This is a genomic window from Virgibacillus salarius, from assembly GCF_039521925.1.
Lineage (GTDB): Bacteria > Bacillota > Bacilli > Bacillales > Amphibacillaceae > Virgibacillus > Virgibacillus salarius.
Genome location: NZ_BAAACY010000054.1, coordinates 41,147 through 59,450 on the forward strand (window position 1 = coordinate 41,147; position 18,304 = coordinate 59,450).

Below are 18,304 nucleotides of genomic sequence, written 5' to 3' on the forward strand. Positions count from 1 at the left end.
CATGAAAAGGATTACGTTAGGCATTACGCTTATTCTTATTCTTATGATTATTACGGCGTGTTCCAATAAACAGAGTACAGGTCCATCTTCAGATAAGAAGGGAAATGTTGAGTTAACTGTCTCAGCAGCAGCAAGTTTGAGGGATGGAATGGAAGTTATTCAACTTACCTATCAAGAAGCGCATCCAGAGGTAGATTTAAAAATTAATTTTGGAGGGTCTGGTTCTCTGCAACGTCAGATCTCTCAAGGAGCACCGGTGGATATTTTTTTCTCAGCAGCAGTAGATAAATTTGATCGATTAATCGATGAAGGAAAAATTGCAAAAGAAGATGGCGTAGATCTTCTTGGGAATGAACTTGTATTGGTTGTTCCCAAAATTAAAAGGTCTACTATTACAAGCTTTCAAGATCTTGTAAAGAAAGAAGTAGGTAAAATTTCCATTGGTATACCTGAATCCGTGCCAGCTGGGAATTATGCCAAGGAATCTTTAAAAGAGATGAATATATGGAAAGATATAGAATCAAAAATAGTTTATGCAAAAGACGTTCGGCAAGTATTGTCTTATGTTGAAACGGGTAATGTTGATGCTGGAATGGTATATAACACAGATGCTATCGTTTCTAATAAAGTGAATATTGTCTCAAAAGCCAATTCAGAGACACATTCCCCTATTACTTATCCAATTGGAATCATCAAGACTTCAAAAGATAACAAAGCAGCAAAAGATTTTTATAATTATTTACAAACCAACAAGGCATTGAAGGTATTTGAGGAATATGGATTTACTACAAAATGAGGTAGTTATGCAAAAATTTTTGAGTCCAATATGGTTGTCTATAAAGGTGACGGCCATATCTGGTGTTGTAGTTATTTTAATCGGAACAATAGTAGGACGATTTTTGGCCAGAAAGACGTTTAAAGGAAAAGCATTATTAGAAACCATCATTATGCTTCCAATGGTTCTACCTCCCACGGTCGTCGGATTTTTGCTAATCATCCTATTTGGAAAGAATAGCATAGTTGGACAGGCTACTGAATGGCTGTTTAAGCAACCCCTTATATTTACATGGTGGGCTGCTGTTATAGCTTCTGCAGTTGTTGCCTTCCCACTTGTGTATCAGTCTGCCAAAACGGGCTTTCAAGGGATCGATCTTAGTATTGAGGAAGCAGCAAGGGTAGACGGAGCAAATGAATGGAAGATTTTCTTTCTGATTTCCATTCCGTTGGCTTTCCGCTCTCTGGTATCAGGGAGTATATTAAGCTTTGCGCGTGCCTTAGGCGAATTTGGCGCGACGTTAATGTTTGCTGGTAATATTCCAGGAGTAACACAGACCATTCCTATGGCAATTTATATAGCGCTTGATTCAGGGAATATCGAATTGGCATGGCTATGGGTGATCTCGATAGTTATCATCTCCTTTTTCATGTTACTAATGGTCCGAATAAAACAAGAATAATGAGTGTAAAAGTAAAAAATGAGGCATGAGTTAAGCGGACGTGAGCCTCCTTAAGAATTTTATGGTAGGTTACTTTCAGAAAAGGATTTTATTCCCTTCATCTTTTAAGCTGACTTAACAGTTTAAAAGAAATCGCATCGTTAACTACCTGAATGTGGAGGGATTAATTGCCCATAAGAGCTCGATTAGTTTAACTAGCCATTGGTAGAGACTCCCCCTCTGATGGATGTTGAATGTTAAGTTACTAGGATAACTAGTTCATATCTACGAATAATTATAAGTTGGTGTAAACATGACAAAATTATTGCTTACTATATGTGGAACTTTTTCACTCGGATTAGGGGTGTTAGGCATTGTTGTTCCAATTCTTCCAACAACCCCATTCCTTTTACTATCTGCAGCATGCTACGCTAAAGGTTCACTGAAATTGTATCATTGGCTATTGGCGAACAGGCTTTTTGGACCTTATATCCAAAATTATCGTTCAGGTAAAGGTATACCATTAAAAGTGAAAATAGTAAGCATTTTGTTCTTGTGGCTATCTCTTTCCTATAGCATTATTTTTATTATTCCATTAATTAGTATTAAGTTCATATTGCTACTGGTAGGGTTGTTCTTTACTGGAGTTATACTTAAACAAAAAACATATAGAAGTAGACTACATGAATCTGTTTAAATAGTTATAGTTGCTGCAAGTTGTTTATTTAAGAAATTTTTAGTGTCTATTTACCATAAAAAAACACTCTCCTTTAGCGATTTAGTGTACAAGCTGTTTGCGTAAAGGAGAGAGTCGTAGGCCTTAAAGATAGGCTTATAATGTTAATCCACCATCGACAACAACAATGGAGCCAGTCATATAGCTTGCTTTATCAGATGCTAAGAAGGTAACCATTTCGGCAAGCTCATTTGGTTCAGCATAACGCCCCATTCTCATATTTGATATTTCCTTAGGAACGTAACCATCTTTTTCGAACTGATCTGCAACACTAGCTGTTAGCGCTGTTTGTACACCACCTGGGCAAATACCATTGATTCGAATTCCTTTATTAGCATATTCTAATGCAGCGCCTTTCGTTAGACCAATGACGGCATGCTTGCTAGCAGAATAAACAGCCACACTGTGCTCTGGACGAACTCCAGCTGTAGAAGCAGTATTAATGATCGAGCCACTTCCCTGTTTTTCCATTACCTTTAATACATATTGTAATCCGAGAAATACACCTTTTACATTAACCGACATAATGCGATCATACTCTGCTTCTTCTACCTTTGTAAAAGGAGCAAACTTTTGGATAATCCCTGCATTATTAAAAAATATATCAATACGTCCGTATACTTCCATAGCCTGATTAACATAATTCTGTACATCTTCGTTTTTGGAAACATCTGCTTGGACGAAAATACCTTCTCCACCTTGTTCTTGTACACGTTTTAAGGTTTCATTCCCTGTTTCTTGGTTAAAGTCAACTAGTACAACCTTTGCACCGTGATTAGCTAGCTTTAGACTACTTGCTCTACCAATACCACTGCCAGCACCAGTAATTACAGCAACTTTGTGTGCTAATTCCATCCTTATTTCCCCCTTTAATAGATCTTCAACTATTATTTTAGACGATGTATATCATCAAAGATTGTATTTACGTAAGAAAAATAGTATTTTTCTCTTATAAAGACTAAAAATATAAGCGCTTACATATGAAATGAGGAAGTAATTATGAAATCTTTAAAAGAACATGTGAAATATACGTGTCAGCTTATCTCGGAAGCCCACCGAATACCAGTGTATTATGTCAATGCAAACGGGGATCTTGAATACGAATTTGCGAAAGCAGAACTACAAAAAAATCCATTTTATCGTCCAATAAAAGAACAATTAAGTATTTTCTGCGGTTCAGGTAACCTAGCGGATTTCCCTCTGTTTTTTTCCAATTCCTTCTTACATTTTTTTATGATCAAGGTTCATCAGGAGAATGTTTCTTTGGGGAAAATTATTGTTGGTCCTACCATAGAAACAGAAATGTCCGAAAAACAAATAACACAGATAATGGATCTTTTTAAAGGGTACGAAAATAAAAGAAACCTGATTGATTATTACAGAACTGTTGCTGTTATACCGAGGGAGCAATTATTAGCGATTAGCAAAGAAGTTTATTATATGATTTATCAAAAGCGATTAGAAAAAACATTGGTTAAACAACGAAATAGCATATTGGAACCAAAAGATATGCAAATAGAAAATGCAGATCTTGAGCTTTCGAAAGGTAGAAGGGATTTTATTTTTCCTTCTAACCTTTACTACGAGCGCGTATTATTGAAACATATAACTAATGGTCGGATTGACAAGCTAGCTGACATCACCGATTACTCGATTGTCGGAGAAGCGGCGTTGGGTATTTTGTCTAAGCGAAGCCGATTACAAAGTGAGAAAAATTTAATGATAACAGCAATCGCACTTATTTGCAGGGCTGCCATAAAGGGAGGACTAAATGAGGAAACAGCTTTTACCTTAAGTGACTTCTATATCCAACAGCTTGAAGAATTAAGAAGCTTGCAAGAAATATTGAACTTAGTAAAAGAAGTTATATACGATTTTACGAAACGCGTACACCAATTACATAAACAAAAATATTCTGCACCAATAACAGCTTGTCTGCACTATATTTATAACAATCTTTATAATGATATCTCGCTAGTGAATTTGTCTAGGCTTTGTCATTTAAGTTCAAATTACCTATCGTCAATATTTAAAAAGGAAGTAGGGATGTCGATTCGTGCGTATATCCAGAAGCAGCGAATCGACGAAGCGAAAAAACTAATTATATTAACTAATTACGCCATTTCTGACATAGCCAATTGGCTAAATTTTACAGACCAAAGCTATTTTATTAAGGTTTTTAAAAAACATACTGGGATGACCCCTAAGCAATTTAAACATAATCATCCGCAAGAAGGGAGAAAATAGGGTGATATTTTATTAGTGCATAAGCCTTTGATCTGCCCGCGAATCAATTTTATCGAGTTGGCAGCAGATCATTATTTACGAACAATCAATAATGGCATGTGTTCATGATGAGAACCTAATTTAAAACAGCTACACTTTCTTTAATACGGCTCTAAAGCAATTTAATTCCTGCCAAATTCTAGAAACAATCGCATCGTCAGGTTTAGATAAAGTATAGTAATCATAAAATGTTAGCCCGGTGATATCGATAATTTTAGTAAGTGTCTCGATGGAGATCGTCGGATAATCGAAGGTAAAGATCATTTGACCGTCGTCCTTTAATACGCGTTTAAGTTCTAAAAAGGATTTAATACTATCTTCTTGGCTTAGGTGCTCTAATACGGAGATGCAGAAGACCTTATCAAAAAGCTTATCCTCATAGGGAAGCTGGGTCAATGAACAGCATTGGATGTCTATATTCTGAAGAAAAGCATCTATCTCCTGTTGTTCCACGTTCCGCGGATAAGTTGACACTGCATCATGCAGGATGGCTTCTTTTGATAAAATGCGCTGGTCTATATCGCATGCATAGACGGATCGACATACGTTTGCTAAATAGAATTTTAATGGATGGGCAATCCCACATGCTGCATCTAGTACCGTATCTTTTTCATGAGCAAACTGTTTTACCCATTCATATTCATAAAATCTAGTTTCCCAAGTATTTGGCAGTGGAAAGATAAATTCGCGAGAGGAAGGATCAGTAATACGAAAAAATCGAGAGTGTGTATAATCCACTAGTCTAATTCTCCTTTATAATTTATGATCATTCGTTTCATCAGTATATGTAGGAGATAAAGAGATTGCTTTAATAAAATGAAAAACAGGCTCTCGGAATTTCAAGCGAGGAGTGGTTGTATGAATATACATTTAAGAAGGAAAAACATGATTTTGTGAGAAAATACTAAGAAACACAATTACTTAAGAGAGGAGCAAAAACATTGGTGTCATTATCCCTAATATCTCAAGAAGAAAAGCAAATTCTTTATAATTTATATTCTCTCTATTTACATGATCTTTCTAGCTTTACAAATGATTTAGATATATCGGCAGATGGTTCATTTGCATATGATTCTTTTGATTTGATCTGGGAGACGGATGGCTTAACACCATATTTCCTTAAAGACAGCGAAAAAATTGTTGGGTTCTTACTCCTATTAGAAAGGCCTTTTTTAAAAAAAGATTATGATTATAGTATTAATGATATTTTTATGTTAAGGAAGTTTAGAGGTCAAGGGATTGCAATTTTGCTATTAAAGGAGCTGTTTAAGCAGAAAAGAGGGAAATACGTTGTAGCTGAATTAGCTAAGAATAAACCTGCTGTTTCATTTTGGAGAAAGGCTTATCAGAAGCTAAATATCAACTTTGAAGAAAAGAAGCAAGTGATTGATAATGAAGTATGCTTCGTACAGACTTTTCGAGTTTAAGGAAGATTGTGATTGGAGTAATGTATCGTTATTATCCTATAGAATAGAAGGATTATGGAAGAAGGTTTTATGCATAAGGATTCGTAGATTATGGTTATCTACGGAGAAGATGTAATTAACCATAGAATAATAGTTTTTAAGTTCTGGATGTTGTTTAGAAGAAATGGGAAACAAAAAATATATGCTTGCGATATATACTAATATAAATGGGTTATCAATACTGGTAACCTATTTATTTCTAATTCTAAAATTAGGGCAGCCAAAAAAAACCATTATTAAAATTGTAAAAGACGACATAATAGAGAAAATGCTATCTTTCCTAACAAAAACAAATAAACATAAAAACCAAATACTATTCCTCAGTAAATGTCCAATGGGTTCAAAGGCCATTAGGTTATACCCTTGTGGTATGAGCAATCAGTTGGGGATAAACAAAATCCCCTCTGATTGAAGTTTCACTTTATGTTATTGCTTTGTAAAGTAGTCAATGCTGACGCTGAAATATTCTGAAAGTAATTGTAATTTTTGGATACTAGGTATGCTATGGTTTGCTTCATAACGTTGAACTTGTCTGGTGCTAACGTTTAATACTTTAGCTAGATCCGTTTGTTTCAAATTGTTTTCTTCTCGGATGTTCTTCAATTTACTTCCAATATTCATAGATGTGTTCTCCTTTTTCGCATTGACGCGACATATAACGTCAGGTAAAATGTAAGCAATAAACGACATTATATGTCGTGTTGGGTTTGATTGTTTATATTTATCTATAAATATAGATGAGACAATCCAGACTTTCAATGAGTATGTTTAATTTTATTTCGGTAAGTGAGGTGGTAATTTTAAGTAATTATCTTAGATTGCAGCTAAAAATACACCTCAGGGGGATTGTAAAAATTGAATGTATTAAAATCAAGCAAATTTATTACAATTACAGTAATTCTCACATTAATTTTAAGCTTGCTTTATACCACTATTTTTTTAATCGATACTGCTAGTGCAAATGATTCTCCGAGATACAAAACGTTTTTTAGTTTAGACAGAGGTAATATTACATATGATGATGGCAGACCACCATCTATTGGCTATGTTGATCGAATAACAGAAAATAATCCACTTGGTGGTGCGATTCTGGGTACGCGCTTCAAAGTTGATGAAAATGGTGTTATTGTTTATTGCCTGAATTGGGATTTAGATTCTCCATTGTTAGAAAAGGATGGAGGAAACGAGTATAAGAAGACATCTGAACGTTTAACTAAAGAAGAATACACTGCTATGGTCTATGCATATGGCAACGACCAAGATATTACGAATGAATATACAATCAACGGGAAAAAGCTGACAGAAGATCAACGTTATTATGTTTCTCAAGTAGCGCTGTACATTGTCTCTCATGATATGAATAGTAAAAATATTACGATCGATTCTTTAATTAAACACACTCGTGGTGAGATAGATCATGAGATTTCTGAGGAATTATATAAAATTATTGAGAAACACGTGGATTATATTGAGAACAATTTACTTGATGTTCCAGCAGAAGAAGATTTACATATTAAACTTGAAGGGCAAGCAAACAAACTTGTACAGAATGGAACATATTTCGAATCAGATGTTTTACAGCTAAAAGTCAATAATCAAAATGCTAAAGTGGTTTTTACAAAGAAAAACCTTTACAACGCATATTTTGTTGATCTTGAAGGTAATACTGTAACGGATGATTATATATTAGATGGGAATGCGTTTAAGATTCGTTTGAACGCAAAGGATATTGAGGAAAAAGGGAAAATTGAACTAGCTTTTAAAGCTACTACAGATATTGAAAATGTCTATAAATATGAACCACGCTACCAAGATAGTGACAAGCGTGGACAGGGTGTAGATGGAGAAAAGCTACAACGAATAACATGGATGGAAACGGATACAAAGGAAGCTAATGTAAGTGTTTCTATCAATTATGACATTGTAAAGGGAGACCTTGTTATTCATAAAACGGATGTCGGGACAGGTGAATCACTTGAAGGAGCAACCTTTGAAATAAAGGATGAAAAAGGTAATATTGTCTCTACCATGACAACGAATAAACAAGGATTGGCAATAACAGAAGGTTTAACTTTCGGGAAATACACATACCAAGAGATAGAAGCGCCAGCTGGTTATGTGCTTGATGAAAATATATACGAGATTGCGGTCTTAGAAAACGGGGAAGTTACAGCTGAAATAACAAATGACATCATCCGTGGGAACTTTGAGCTAAACAAAGTAGATGAAAAGACTAATGAACCACTAGAAGGAGCAACGTTTGAAATTAAAGATGTAGAGGGGAATCATATTTCTACGGTAACAACGAATAAACAAGGATTAGCAATGGTGGAAGGCTTGCCTTTTGGGAAGTACACATATCAAGAAGTAGAAGCACCAGAGGGTTATGAAATTGACCAAACCGTTTACGAGTTTGCCATAGAAGAAAACGGCAAAACTGTAAACGTTACCATGAAGAACAATGCTAAGAAAGCAAGTACTAACGAACAGCAATCAAAAGAAGCTCCGAAAAAATTACCAAAAACAGGAGATAAAACGAACACGATAAATTATATGTTAGGTAGTCTTTTCCTAGCGGCAGCAGTTATACTCGCAAGGTTGGTACGTAAAAAAGAAAACAATGAATCAAATTAGGATATTCCAGCTGTATAAGAAGAGGGTTGGGGAGTAACTAAAACAGTCTAATGTAAAGCAAATAATGCATGATGCTATTTGGGGAATGTACGTAGACACTTTGAAATTGAAGAACGCTTTTTCTGCATGTGATGTATCGTTGCCGAAGCCTTCCTTGTCTTGCACGAGTATAGGCAACGACGAGACCTCATAGTGTCAGCACGAGAATGCTAACCCGCCCCCCAACGGAAAGCGAAGTAGCTTCGTTACACGAACCATCATTTATCCCACATATAACTGTCAGTAATCCCCCCACTTCAAGCAATATAGTGAAATGGGGGGGACTGCCAGTAAATGACCGATTGGTTCCAATTCCTTTAGGTCATACCCTTGTGGACCGAACAATCGGTGGGGGATAAACTAAACCACTACTGGTTGAAGTTGCACTTTATAGTTGTTTGCTCTTTGTTAGATTAAGATACGTTTGTCTCCGCCTGCTTTTAAGGAGTAGATCGAGCAAATGAAAAAGGTAACAGTTTTCATAATCATTTTATTTACTTTAATTGGTATAACTTTTTTTGTGTCTCCATATCTAAAAGAATACGTAATGAATAAGAAAATTAATAAAGTAGTTGCAGAAATTAAAAAATCTGATAGTGAAACGTTGAAGGATAATAGGGAGAAGAAGCAAAAGGAAGAAGAAATTATTGACTTACCGTCTGAATATGATGTTTTAAAGAATATTAATTATACAGGGAACCCAGTTGCATATTTGTTCATTCCTTCTACCGAGTTAGAACTTCCCATTTTTAGTACAGTTAATAATAACAATCTTCTAATGGGAGCAGGCGAAATGAAGAAATATGATGATCTGGGAAAAGGTAATTATGCACTGGCAGGGCATCGAATGAAGGAAAAGGGCTTGTTATTTCATGATGTAGCTCGTTTGTCTATTCATGATGTAATATATGTAACCGATCTAGATAAAGTATATAAATATGTCATTAACCGTGTAAGAAAGGTCGATGAAAAAGATTACTTTATTATCGATGATAATGGAAAAGATGAAATTACACTGATCACTTGCGATATTCCGAGTAAACCAGAAAGTAGAGTTGTAGCTAGTGGAGATCTTGTTGAAGTGTTTGATTATGGAACTAAAGATTTAAAATCCGTTAGAAAATAAGACAAAGTAAGTGGGTTCAGCTCATGAAGAGGCTGCTCCATTATTGAGGTAGGGGAAGCATTTAGTAAGAAGAGGGCTGTCTTCTAGGACGGCCCTCTTTGAACTTGGTTATTATTGACCATACCATTGTTTGTTATTTTGAATTTGTGCATGGTGCTCTGGGTGCCAATAGTCGACGGAATATGCGTAATCATAGTTCATAATACAGCGTATTCCACTGCCCTGCGGGTCATGGCCTAGTCCATAGTTGTGGGAAAACTCATGCTGTGCAGCTTTTGAAGTGTTCGTTATTCCTTGATCTAAGTTAACACTATATGCTGTTCCTGGAGCTGAATTATATACGTATGCAATTCCTCCCGCATCAAAGTTTGCATCTTTAGTAAATCCAGTTACAAAATCATAAGGTTCGTTAGACCAGTCTCTTTGTAAATCCGCCAAAATTTGTTCGCTACTTCCACCTTGTGATGTCCAGCTTGCTACCGCTTGTACTTCAAAGTCAATTCCATGATCACGAATAAATGCATCATCTGTATTCTCTATAATTTGTTGGACACGATCTTGCCAATCGCTATAGGCTGCTCGGTACTCCTCATCGGCTACTGCAAGTACAGTTACTGTCTTTGTTGCCTGTGGTTGTAACTCTCCCCTCTCTTTATACTTGTTTGTAGAGGTAGTTTTCTTCGTTGTTTTGACCTTTTTCACATTACCGTTTTCATCTAATACGTTCACTTTAGTCGATTGTTCAATTTTGGCTGGCCCTTGTTCTGGTGCAAATTCTTTCGCTTTTGGTAGTGTTTCAATATAAGTAGATGTTGCTGCTGACTGATCATGGTGTTGATGCTGTTCAGCTAATCCTGTAGTGGGTATTGCCAAAAGTGTTAAGATAAGAATAAGTGCAATAGAAGAAATTCTTTTCATGTATATCCTCTCCCTTTTTGGTTGTTATTTTCTGATTTCGTGAAATATTCGTAATATCCTTCTAATTATTGTAAAAACAGGAATTATTACCTAAAAAATGGCTGTTTTTAGGTATAAGGACTAGAATAATAGTGGTAGTTTAATAGATAATTTTAGTAAATGAAACTAGTCTAGTAGTGCATATTGATTTACGTCATTATTACAATGATCGTGAAAAATTATATTGGGGAGATAAGCAGATGAATTTGTATAATACAATTAAAAATGAAAAAGAATATTGGCTTGTTGATCAAGTCAAACAGGAAGGTATATCCACAGAAGCTTATATGGAAATGTTTCAAAAGCTATTAGGAGAATGGCAGGAGGGAAACATTGGTTATATTTCCGTACTGATGGATGAAGTGCACGAGCAAGAATTAAAGCAGCTTGGCTTTACGAAAATCTCCACAATTGTCGAGTATACAAGAACGTTGGAGGACATTCCGATTTTAGATGGTGAGATACAAGCTTATTCGCTATCAGAGAGTAATATGAGTGATCAAGTTTTTGCTAGCCTTTATCAAGCTTGTCGGTCAGGCTCGGCGAATAAAAACAAACAGCAGACGATTGAACAGATCATGCAATCCTTACACCATGAATTGGGAGCTCATTGGCGTGATCACTGTTTTTATTTTACGTCTAATAATGAAAAACTTGGTATAGCTATTCCTCACATTGAGATGGGTACAGCTGATGAAGGGAGGATGTTTTACTTTGGTGTTGTACCAGAATGGAGGGGAAAAGGCTATGGTGCTAAACTACATCTTCATACTCTATCATTGTTAAAACTATTCCATGCTACGTATTATGTTGGTAGTACAGATGAAGCTAATACGAACATGATAGCAATCTTTAAACGAAATGGCTGTATGCTTAGAGATCGAAAAGGTATTTATCGATTGGAGAATAAAATAAATGCTGAGTAGCATCGCTTTTCAGCAAAGGCTGCTACCTGGATTTGTATGGTTGATTAATCGAAGCTTATGCAAAGTGGGTAGTAATGATAGTAGAACATGCACCATCAGTGAGGGATGATCGAAATTACCTCACTGATGGAAGGTTCACGTATACGGCCATTTTTGTTTTAATGCTTCGATAAATGCTTCCACGTTTTTTTTACTTTTCATGATTGGTGAATAAACGTAGGAGAATGTTCGATTGAAGGTTGTGTTGTTTAGTCGGAGAATAGCAAGTTGGTTCTGTTGAACATCTCGCTCTATTACGCTATGCGAAAGCAGCGATAGCCCCATTCCTTTGATAACACTTTCTTTAACCCCTTGATTACTACTTATTGTAAGTATCGATTTCGCTTTTACCCCATTTGAACGAATGACATGATTAAGGTATTCCCTTGTACCAGAGCCTTCTTCTCGGGTCACCCAGGCTTGATTATGCAGTTCCTTCATCGTAATGGTAGCTTTCTTTGCTAGTGGATGGTTGGTCGCAGCTAGAACATATAATTCATCCTGCATAAATGGATAAACAGAAAGCTCTTTATCATTCGTCTGCCCTTCAATTAAACCGATATCAACCTGGAATAGTCGTACTCGCTGGACAATTTCTTCTGTGTTGCCAATGACTACTTCGAGAGTAAGCTCAGGGTATTTATCTTGAAGCTCAACGAGTAAATCGGGAATGATATATTCTCCAATGGTGAAGCTGGCGCCAATTTTTAAATTGCCTTTAATAGTCTGGTGATGTTCCATGATATCCTGCTTTGTCTGTTCGTAGATTGTTAGAATTTGTTTAGCACGGTGGTATAGCACCTCTCCAGTGGGCGAAATTTGCATGGATTTAGGTGAACGTATGATTAATTCTGTACCGAACTCTTTCTCTAAATTTTTTATATGCAGGCTGACACTAGGTTGTGATATATGTAATTTCTCAGCTGTCTTCGTAAAATTCCTTTCCTCTACTAACGCGACATAGGTGCGCAATGCATCATAGTACAAGTTAAACTTCTCCCCTTATTATTAATATTACTAATAGTTATGATTATATATATGTATTTTACTAATAATAATACTTTCGGTAAAGTTTAAGTAGAAACCACTTAAAGGAAGTGTCGGTAATGGGGAAAGCAATTGGTAACCATCAGGCAGATAAGTATGCCTTTGTGAAAGGGGTAGGTATTACATTACTTATCGCTATTATTGCAAAGTATGTTGCTCAGCTACCATTCTTATCAATTATGGGGCAGTTAGTTATCGCAATTATTATCGGAATGGTATGGAAAGCGACTATCGGTGTTCGGGAAAATTTACAGGCTGGGGTGACATTCTCGAATAAGAAATTATTGCGCTTTGGCATTATCTTATTAGGAATGCGGTTAAACTTAGCCGATATTTATAACGCGGGAATTGGCGTATTTCTAATTGCTGCTATATGTCTGGTAGTAACTTTAATTATTGTTTATGGGTTAACAAAATGGTTTGTTGTAGGCAAACGACTTGGAATCTTAACGGCATGTGGAACAGCTATTTGCGGTGCGGCTGCTGTTGTAGCTATCGCGCCACAAGTAAAAGCGAAGGATGATGAAACAGCAGTAGGTGCTGCCACTGTTGCTGTATTAGGAACGATTTTTACATTAATTTATACGGTTCTATATACAGCTTTACATTTATCACCAGCTGGTTACGGTGTATTCACTGGGGCAACACTGCATGAAGTAGCTCATGTGGTGGCAGCAGCTGCGGCTGGAGGGAATGATGCCGTAGATTTAGCCGTTATTGTCAAATTAACACGGGTGGCATTACTAGTGCCAGTAGCTATTATCATTGGTTATCTCTTTCAGCGAGGTAGTGGGCAAACAGAAAGCAGGCTATCCATGTCTATCATTCCTTGGTTTATTATAGGATTTATTGCAATGAGCGGATTTAATACCCTTGGGATTGTATCCGAGGAGGTTGCAGGAGTAATTGTTAATATCGCTTACTTACTTATTGCTATGGCAATGGCAGGTCTCGGTTTAAATGTCGATATAAAAACCTTCCGCAAATTAGGTATGAAATCATTTGCTGCGGGAATCATTGGTTCGGTTATTTTAGCTGTTTTAGGGTATACACTTGTAGTGTTATTCCAGATATAGTAATCTTTTTGACGATAAGGGTAATTGCTTTGCCACCAATAAATAAAATGAAGGAAATAATACTAAAGTGTTGAGAGATAACTAAAACGGCCATTCTAAAGACGAGTATAAACTACGCTATCTCCAGACATATATGTCGATTCCTTGAAAAAGAAGAGCACTTTTTCTATGTGCGATGTATCACTGCTGAAGCTTTTTCTTATCCTGTGGAGGGAAGGTATCGGTGAGCCCTAGAGTGCAAAGTATGAGGAGGCTCACCAGCCACCCCACGGGAAAAGAAGTTTTGGAGTAGCTTGATTGCACGGACCATCCTTTTAGTAGCTCGTTTTTTCTTTGCATAAAAGCACTTATATCTCAGCCTAATAAAACTCATTATATGTTAAAAACGCTTTCGCTTTCTACTTTGCAGATGCGTACAGCATATGTACGATACCATTCATCCCTGCCTTTCCTTTGAGCAGCTTGGTGAACAGCATGTTGCTTCCAATGATGAATTGCCTCTAGTGAATTCCAATAGGAAATCGTATAATACCAAGTCCTTTCTCGCGAACGCTCTCAACTCCTAGAAAACCTTCTTGCTTAGCGGCTAATTCTACCATTTTTTCAGCCATTTTATTATAACCGTTATCATTCTCCGTTCGTTTTGATGTGAAAATAGCTGCGTAATATGGTGGTTTAGGTGTTTTGGCTATACCAGACATGGACATACCTCCCAGATAGTTAATTACCTTATTATATGTTTATACACGGTTGAATAATAGCATAATAACAAATTTATCCCGCATATAACTGGCAGTAAGAACGCACTTTCAGAAATAAAGTGAAACCATAAGGATAAGTATGGTTTAAACTGCCAGTAAATGTCCGATTGGTTCACCTACCAATCCGTGGGGATAACCCACCCACGGATTGAAGTTTTACTTTATCCCGCATATAACTGGCAGTAAGAACGCACTTTCAGAAATAAAGTGAAATCATAAGGATAAGTATGGTTAAAACTGCCAGTAAATGTCCGATTGGTTCACCTACCAATCCGTGGGGAAAACCACCCACGGATTGAAGTTTCACTTTATCCCGCATATAACTGGCAGTAAGAATCCCACTTTCAGAAATAAAGTGAAATGATAAGGATAAGTATGGTTAAAACTGCCAGTAAATGTCCGATTGGTTCACCTACCAATCCATGGGGATAACCCACCCACGGATTGAAGTTTCATTTACCGTTTGTTCTATTTAAAAAAAGTTCATGCTTAACGGAGACGCACGCCTGTACAGACAAAAAATAACAAGAAAGTAAGTTAGTCTATGGGAAATGATGGTGGGGAATCATTAGTGTTCCGGTAAATACTTCCTTTTGGCGACAACTGATTAGCAGTATAACAACGTGATATCTTACCAAGGCTTTTTCACCTAGGAGTCTACGTGTTGTTCCTCTACTAACATGAGACTGGTAAAGCACAAGTCAAATAATTGTTCGGCTTGTGCTTTACCTAAAATACGTTTGTCGTAGCATCTCTACCACCACCAATATGGGCGGTATGGACCAAACCTCCTTATTCCATAGAATGGAAAACCGAATAGACCGAATGGCCCGAAGAAGGGAAATAATCGCTGGTCATTAGCGTCATTTCGATTTGTATCTTGATCAGGAGTAGGAATTAATAAATATAATTGATTATCATCGAAACTGTGTAAAATACCTATATAGGTACTTCCGTCATTTACTTCAATCTGAATATATTGATATAACTGTTGTTTACAAAAATCCTTCATATCTACCTGTTGGTTTACGTTCCAGTTGTTCTCATGCATTGGCTGATAGTCAGCGTGGTTACTTTCCATATGATAATGCGAATGGTTCATCCCATCGACCTCCTTATGTTCACCCATATGCTATTCATCTGTGACGAAAAATGTGCAATTGTTTACAAATGGATGTTTGTCATATTTTTTCTTTAGCAATAGAGGTGGCCAAGCAGAGAGCCTGCTGTTTGTGGAATCAATTGATATTAGTGGTGAGCTTCAATTGTGTTTTCATTTCACTGTTCCACATCTTCATTTTTTCAAGAGCGTAACCATCTGATAGAATGTCATTTGGCTTATTTCCTTTACCAATGACATAGTCGACAAATTCCATATCCATATATTGAAAAATATAATTGAATTGCTGAATAAGAGGTAATGCCGCCGTTTTGGGGTCTGGTTTTTCACCTGTGACAATAACATAGGCTTTTTTTCCACGGAATGCTTCCCAAAAATCAATTCGCTTATCCTTCATGTATTGACTCCAGCGATCGAAGAATATTTTCATTTGACCAGACATTCCAAACCAATATACTGGCGTAACAAAGAAGTACGTATCATACTTCAAGAATTCAAAAAAGAGCGCTTCATAATCATCATCTACTGTTTCAAATCCATCTTTATCATGTCGTTTGATCGGATTTAGCTGTTTATCTAGTAAGAACACACGCTTATGTTCGATGCCGTCTAAAGCTTTATCTGTAAGGTAAGCTGTATTGCCGTCTTTCCTTGAACTACCTAAAAGTGTCATGATTTTCATCATTTTTCCTCTCCTTTGTAATGATGCTATAAATAGCATATACTAATTACATAATTCAGTAAAATAGATATATTTGAACATTTAGTTCAATAAAATTGATATAAAGGAAGAGAAGTATGGAACTACGTCAGCTTATTACGTTTAAAACGATTGTCGATGTTGGTGGATTTAAGAAAGCTGCAGAGACATTAGGATATGCGCAATCATCGATTACAGCACATATAAAGGATTTGGAAAAGGAATTGGGACATCCACTATTTGATCGTATGGGAAAAAAGGTCGTTCTCACACAGGCTGGAAAAAACTTTCTACCTTACGCAACAGAGATTATTCAACTTTACTCCAAATCCAAGGCTGCGATTCATGCTAGTAGTGAGCCAGCTGGTCCATTAACAATTGGTGCAAGTGAGTCTCTCATGATTTATTGGCTTCCAACGTTGATTATGACATTTCGAAAAAAATTTCCTAAAGTTGAATTAACGCTAAAATCACTTCAATATGACAACTTGGAAGGACAGCTGAAACGAGGAGATATAGATGTCGCTGTTTTAGTGGAGGAGAATAATTGGTCTCATGATGAATTAATTATTCATAAAATAGCGGAGGATAAGCTATCTTTAGTACAGCCCACAGATCATTGCTCTTCATCAACTGCTGAAACAATGCTCGTAACGGAATATGCTTGTAGTTGGCGGCCAATAATTGATCAGCATATAAAAGCGATCGGCAACAGCTCGGTTACCAAAGTGGAGCTACCAAGTATTGAAGCAATTAAACAATGTGTACTATGCGGCCTTGGTAATACAATGCTCCCTTATTTCACTATAAAAGATAAACTACAGGAAGGTAAACTCGTAGAAATGCCATCCTGTAGCCCATCGAATACAATTGGGATATATACAGCTATCCATAAGAATAAATGGCTATCGCCTAATCTACAAGCATTTTTGAAGTTGATTAGGGAGCAATTTTAGATATTGTAGTAGTTTTATCCCGTACATAACTGGCAGTAAGCTCCCCACTTCAAACAATAAAGTGAAACCAATTGGTAAGTAGCTGGCACTGACTGCCGGTAAATGTCCGATTGGTTCAAAGATCTTTTAGGTCATGCCCTTATTTCCACTGCTTGAAGTTTTACTTTATATAGTGGACTTTTGAACAATATACGGATCGTTAACGTCTACGTAAGTGTCCATTGTAATCATGACAACGATGACAAGCAGAATCGAACACGAAGTTAATTTTTTGGAAGTGTAAATCCAAGTAGATATAAAACAAGAGGAGAAATGCATAGACAAATTTATAAACATTGGAATATAGTATTGTAGCGATATTGAGAGGGAGGTGTAAGCATTGAGGCAACCTAGACCAATGAAGCACCACCCAAGATTTTGTTTTCCGCGAGGGTATAGGTGGTGTGGTCCTGGCTGTAGCGGTCCTGGAGAGCCGATAAATGACGTTGATGCAGCCTGCAAAGCCCATGATGAATGCTATCAAAAATACGGAGATCCATGCAGATGTGATCGAGAATTTATGAAGCGTCTCCAATCTAAAATAGACCCAACGACAGAGAAAGGGAGACATGCTCGCACGTTATACAAATATATGCGACTACAAACGGCATTCACTTGTGGTTTTAAAAATCGCAGATAAGTACATGTTAAGCCATGAGATTCTAACTCATGGTTATTTTAATAAGTTAAGAAAGTATAAAATCAGTGCAATGACTGCGTTAAGCCAAGTAGTTATTTTGAAATGTTAGATGTATATTGGCAATGCTCCGACTAATTACTTCGCTTTCGGCGGGCACGGCCTCAACTAACTTTGCAAAGAAGAACACGTTGCAAAGTGGATTTTCAGCTCGCGCTAATCCCGCAGGAGTCTACGTAATTAGTCTCCGCTATGAGAATGTGCAACAATTCTTGTCATAAGTAATAGGTTGACTTTTTTTACAATGGGTAAAGTGAAAATCG

General features: G+C 36.6%; 18 protein-coding genes and 1 pseudogene. 11 read left to right on the forward strand and 8 right to left on the reverse strand.

The genetic code is table 11. The features are described 5' to 3' along the window. Window position 1: 1 nt before the first annotated feature. The 3 genes from modA to ABDZ84_RS07940 all read left to right on the forward strand — a co-directional run bounded on the left by modA (window position 2) and on the right by ABDZ84_RS07940 (window position 2,133). Complete coding sequence (modA, locus tag ABDZ84_RS07930) at window positions 2-796, forward strand: molybdate ABC transporter substrate-binding protein (protein ID WP_343780889.1); 795 nt, start codon at window positions 2-4, stop codon at window positions 794-796. After that, on the forward strand, window positions 777-1,457 hold the full coding sequence (gene modB / locus ABDZ84_RS07935; protein WP_026682332.1) for a molybdate ABC transporter permease subunit: 681 nt from the start codon (window positions 777-779) through the stop codon (window positions 1,455-1,457). The genes modA and modB overlap by 20 nt, the downstream gene beginning before the upstream one ends. Before the next feature lie 292 nt (window positions 1,458-1,749). Next, a complete protein-coding gene (locus tag ABDZ84_RS07940; protein WP_026682331.1) occupies window positions 1,750-2,133 on the forward strand; it encodes a YbaN family protein in 384 nt (127 codons plus the stop codon). Window positions 2,134-2,268: 135 nt separating this feature from the next. On the opposite strand, the gene ABDZ84_RS07945 is transcribed toward ABDZ84_RS07940, so the two are convergent. Further along, window positions 2,269-3,027, reverse strand: a complete 759-nt coding sequence (locus tag ABDZ84_RS07945; protein ID WP_343780894.1) for an SDR family NAD(P)-dependent oxidoreductase — start codon at window positions 3,025-3,027, stop codon at window positions 2,269-2,271. Between the two features lie 144 nt (window positions 3,028-3,171). On the opposite strand from ABDZ84_RS07945, the gene ABDZ84_RS07950 reads away from it, so the two are divergent. Then, window positions 3,172-4,419, forward strand: coding sequence for an AraC family transcriptional regulator (locus ABDZ84_RS07950; protein WP_343780897.1), 1,248 nt, complete (start codon window positions 3,172-3,174; stop codon window positions 4,417-4,419). A gap of 129 nt (window positions 4,420-4,548) precedes the next feature. On the opposite strand, the gene ABDZ84_RS07955 is transcribed toward ABDZ84_RS07950, so the two are convergent. Continuing rightward, complete coding sequence (locus ABDZ84_RS07955; RefSeq protein WP_166529989.1) at window positions 4,549-5,196, reverse strand: class I SAM-dependent methyltransferase; 648 nt, start codon at window positions 5,194-5,196, stop codon at window positions 4,549-4,551. A gap of 203 nt (window positions 5,197-5,399) precedes the next feature. Between ABDZ84_RS07955 and ABDZ84_RS07960 the strand changes: the two genes are divergently transcribed. Beyond that, window positions 5,400-5,885, forward strand: coding sequence for a GNAT family N-acetyltransferase (locus tag ABDZ84_RS07960; RefSeq protein WP_026682327.1), 486 nt, complete (start codon window positions 5,400-5,402; stop codon window positions 5,883-5,885). Window positions 5,886-6,350: 465 nt separating this feature from the next. On the opposite strand, the gene ABDZ84_RS07965 is transcribed toward ABDZ84_RS07960, so the two are convergent. Then, complete coding sequence (locus tag ABDZ84_RS07965) at window positions 6,351-6,545, reverse strand: helix-turn-helix domain-containing protein (protein ID WP_026682326.1); 195 nt, start codon at window positions 6,543-6,545, stop codon at window positions 6,351-6,353. Window positions 6,546-6,779: 234 nt separating this feature from the next. On the opposite strand from ABDZ84_RS07965, the gene ABDZ84_RS07970 reads away from it, so the two are divergent. Then, window positions 6,780-8,558 carry an LPXTG cell wall anchor domain-containing protein gene (locus tag ABDZ84_RS07970; RefSeq protein WP_166529990.1) on the forward strand — a complete coding sequence of 593 codons (1,779 nt, stop codon included), beginning with the start codon at window positions 6,780-6,782 and terminating at the stop codon, window positions 8,556-8,558. Window positions 8,559-9,057: 499 nt separating this feature from the next. After that, the gene (locus ABDZ84_RS07975) at window positions 9,058-9,723 is read left to right on the forward strand and encodes a class A sortase (RefSeq protein WP_166529991.1); all 666 of its coding nucleotides are present in this window, start codon (window positions 9,058-9,060) and stop codon (window positions 9,721-9,723) included. Window positions 9,724-9,834: 111 nt separating this feature from the next. Here ABDZ84_RS07975 and ABDZ84_RS07980 read toward each other — a convergent pair whose 3' ends face one another. Continuing rightward, complete coding sequence (locus tag ABDZ84_RS07980; protein WP_121604108.1) at window positions 9,835-10,641, reverse strand: zinc-dependent metalloprotease; 807 nt, start codon at window positions 10,639-10,641, stop codon at window positions 9,835-9,837. Between the two features lie 239 nt (window positions 10,642-10,880). Here ABDZ84_RS07980 and ABDZ84_RS07985 point away from each other — a divergent pair, with 239 nt between their 5' ends. Further along, window positions 10,881-11,606 (forward strand): GNAT family N-acetyltransferase, encoded by a 726-nt coding sequence (locus ABDZ84_RS07985; RefSeq protein WP_121604107.1) that lies wholly within the window; start codon window positions 10,881-10,883, stop codon window positions 11,604-11,606. A gap of 135 nt (window positions 11,607-11,741) precedes the next feature. On the opposite strand, the gene ABDZ84_RS07990 is transcribed toward ABDZ84_RS07985, so the two are convergent. Next, entirely contained in the window at window positions 11,742-12,632 is an 891-nt protein-coding gene (locus ABDZ84_RS07990) for a LysR family transcriptional regulator (protein WP_026682323.1), read from the reverse strand. A gap of 119 nt (window positions 12,633-12,751) precedes the next feature. Here ABDZ84_RS07990 and ABDZ84_RS07995 point away from each other — a divergent pair, with 119 nt between their 5' ends. Then, on the forward strand, window positions 12,752-13,768 hold the full coding sequence (locus ABDZ84_RS07995; RefSeq protein WP_343780908.1) for a YeiH family protein: 1,017 nt from the start codon (window positions 12,752-12,754) through the stop codon (window positions 13,766-13,768). A gap of 372 nt (window positions 13,769-14,140) precedes the next feature. Here ABDZ84_RS07995 and ABDZ84_RS08000 read toward each other — a convergent pair. From ABDZ84_RS08000 to ABDZ84_RS08010, 3 genes and pseudogenes are all read right to left on the reverse strand, one after another. Then, window positions 14,141-14,469, reverse strand: a pseudogene (locus ABDZ84_RS08000) (antibiotic biosynthesis monooxygenase family protein). An 814-nt stretch (window positions 14,470-15,283) separates the two neighbouring features. After that, on the reverse strand, window positions 15,284-15,631 hold the full coding sequence (locus tag ABDZ84_RS08005; protein ID WP_026681987.1) for a hypothetical protein: 348 nt from the start codon (window positions 15,629-15,631) through the stop codon (window positions 15,284-15,286). A 136-nt stretch (window positions 15,632-15,767) separates the two neighbouring features. Continuing rightward, window positions 15,768-16,334 (reverse strand): flavodoxin family protein, encoded by a 567-nt coding sequence (locus ABDZ84_RS08010; RefSeq protein WP_343780913.1) that lies wholly within the window; start codon window positions 16,332-16,334, stop codon window positions 15,768-15,770. Window positions 16,335-16,447: 113 nt separating this feature from the next. Between ABDZ84_RS08010 and ABDZ84_RS08015 the strand changes: the two genes are divergently transcribed. Both ABDZ84_RS08015 and ABDZ84_RS08020 read left to right on the forward strand, forming a co-directional pair. After that, complete coding sequence (locus ABDZ84_RS08015; RefSeq protein ID WP_343780916.1) at window positions 16,448-17,305, forward strand: LysR family transcriptional regulator; 858 nt, start codon at window positions 16,448-16,450, stop codon at window positions 17,303-17,305. Between the two features lie 379 nt (window positions 17,306-17,684). Then, window positions 17,685-17,984, forward strand: coding sequence for a phospholipase (locus ABDZ84_RS08020; protein ID WP_308036004.1), 300 nt, complete (start codon window positions 17,685-17,687; stop codon window positions 17,982-17,984). Window positions 17,985-18,304: the final 320 nt, after the last annotated feature.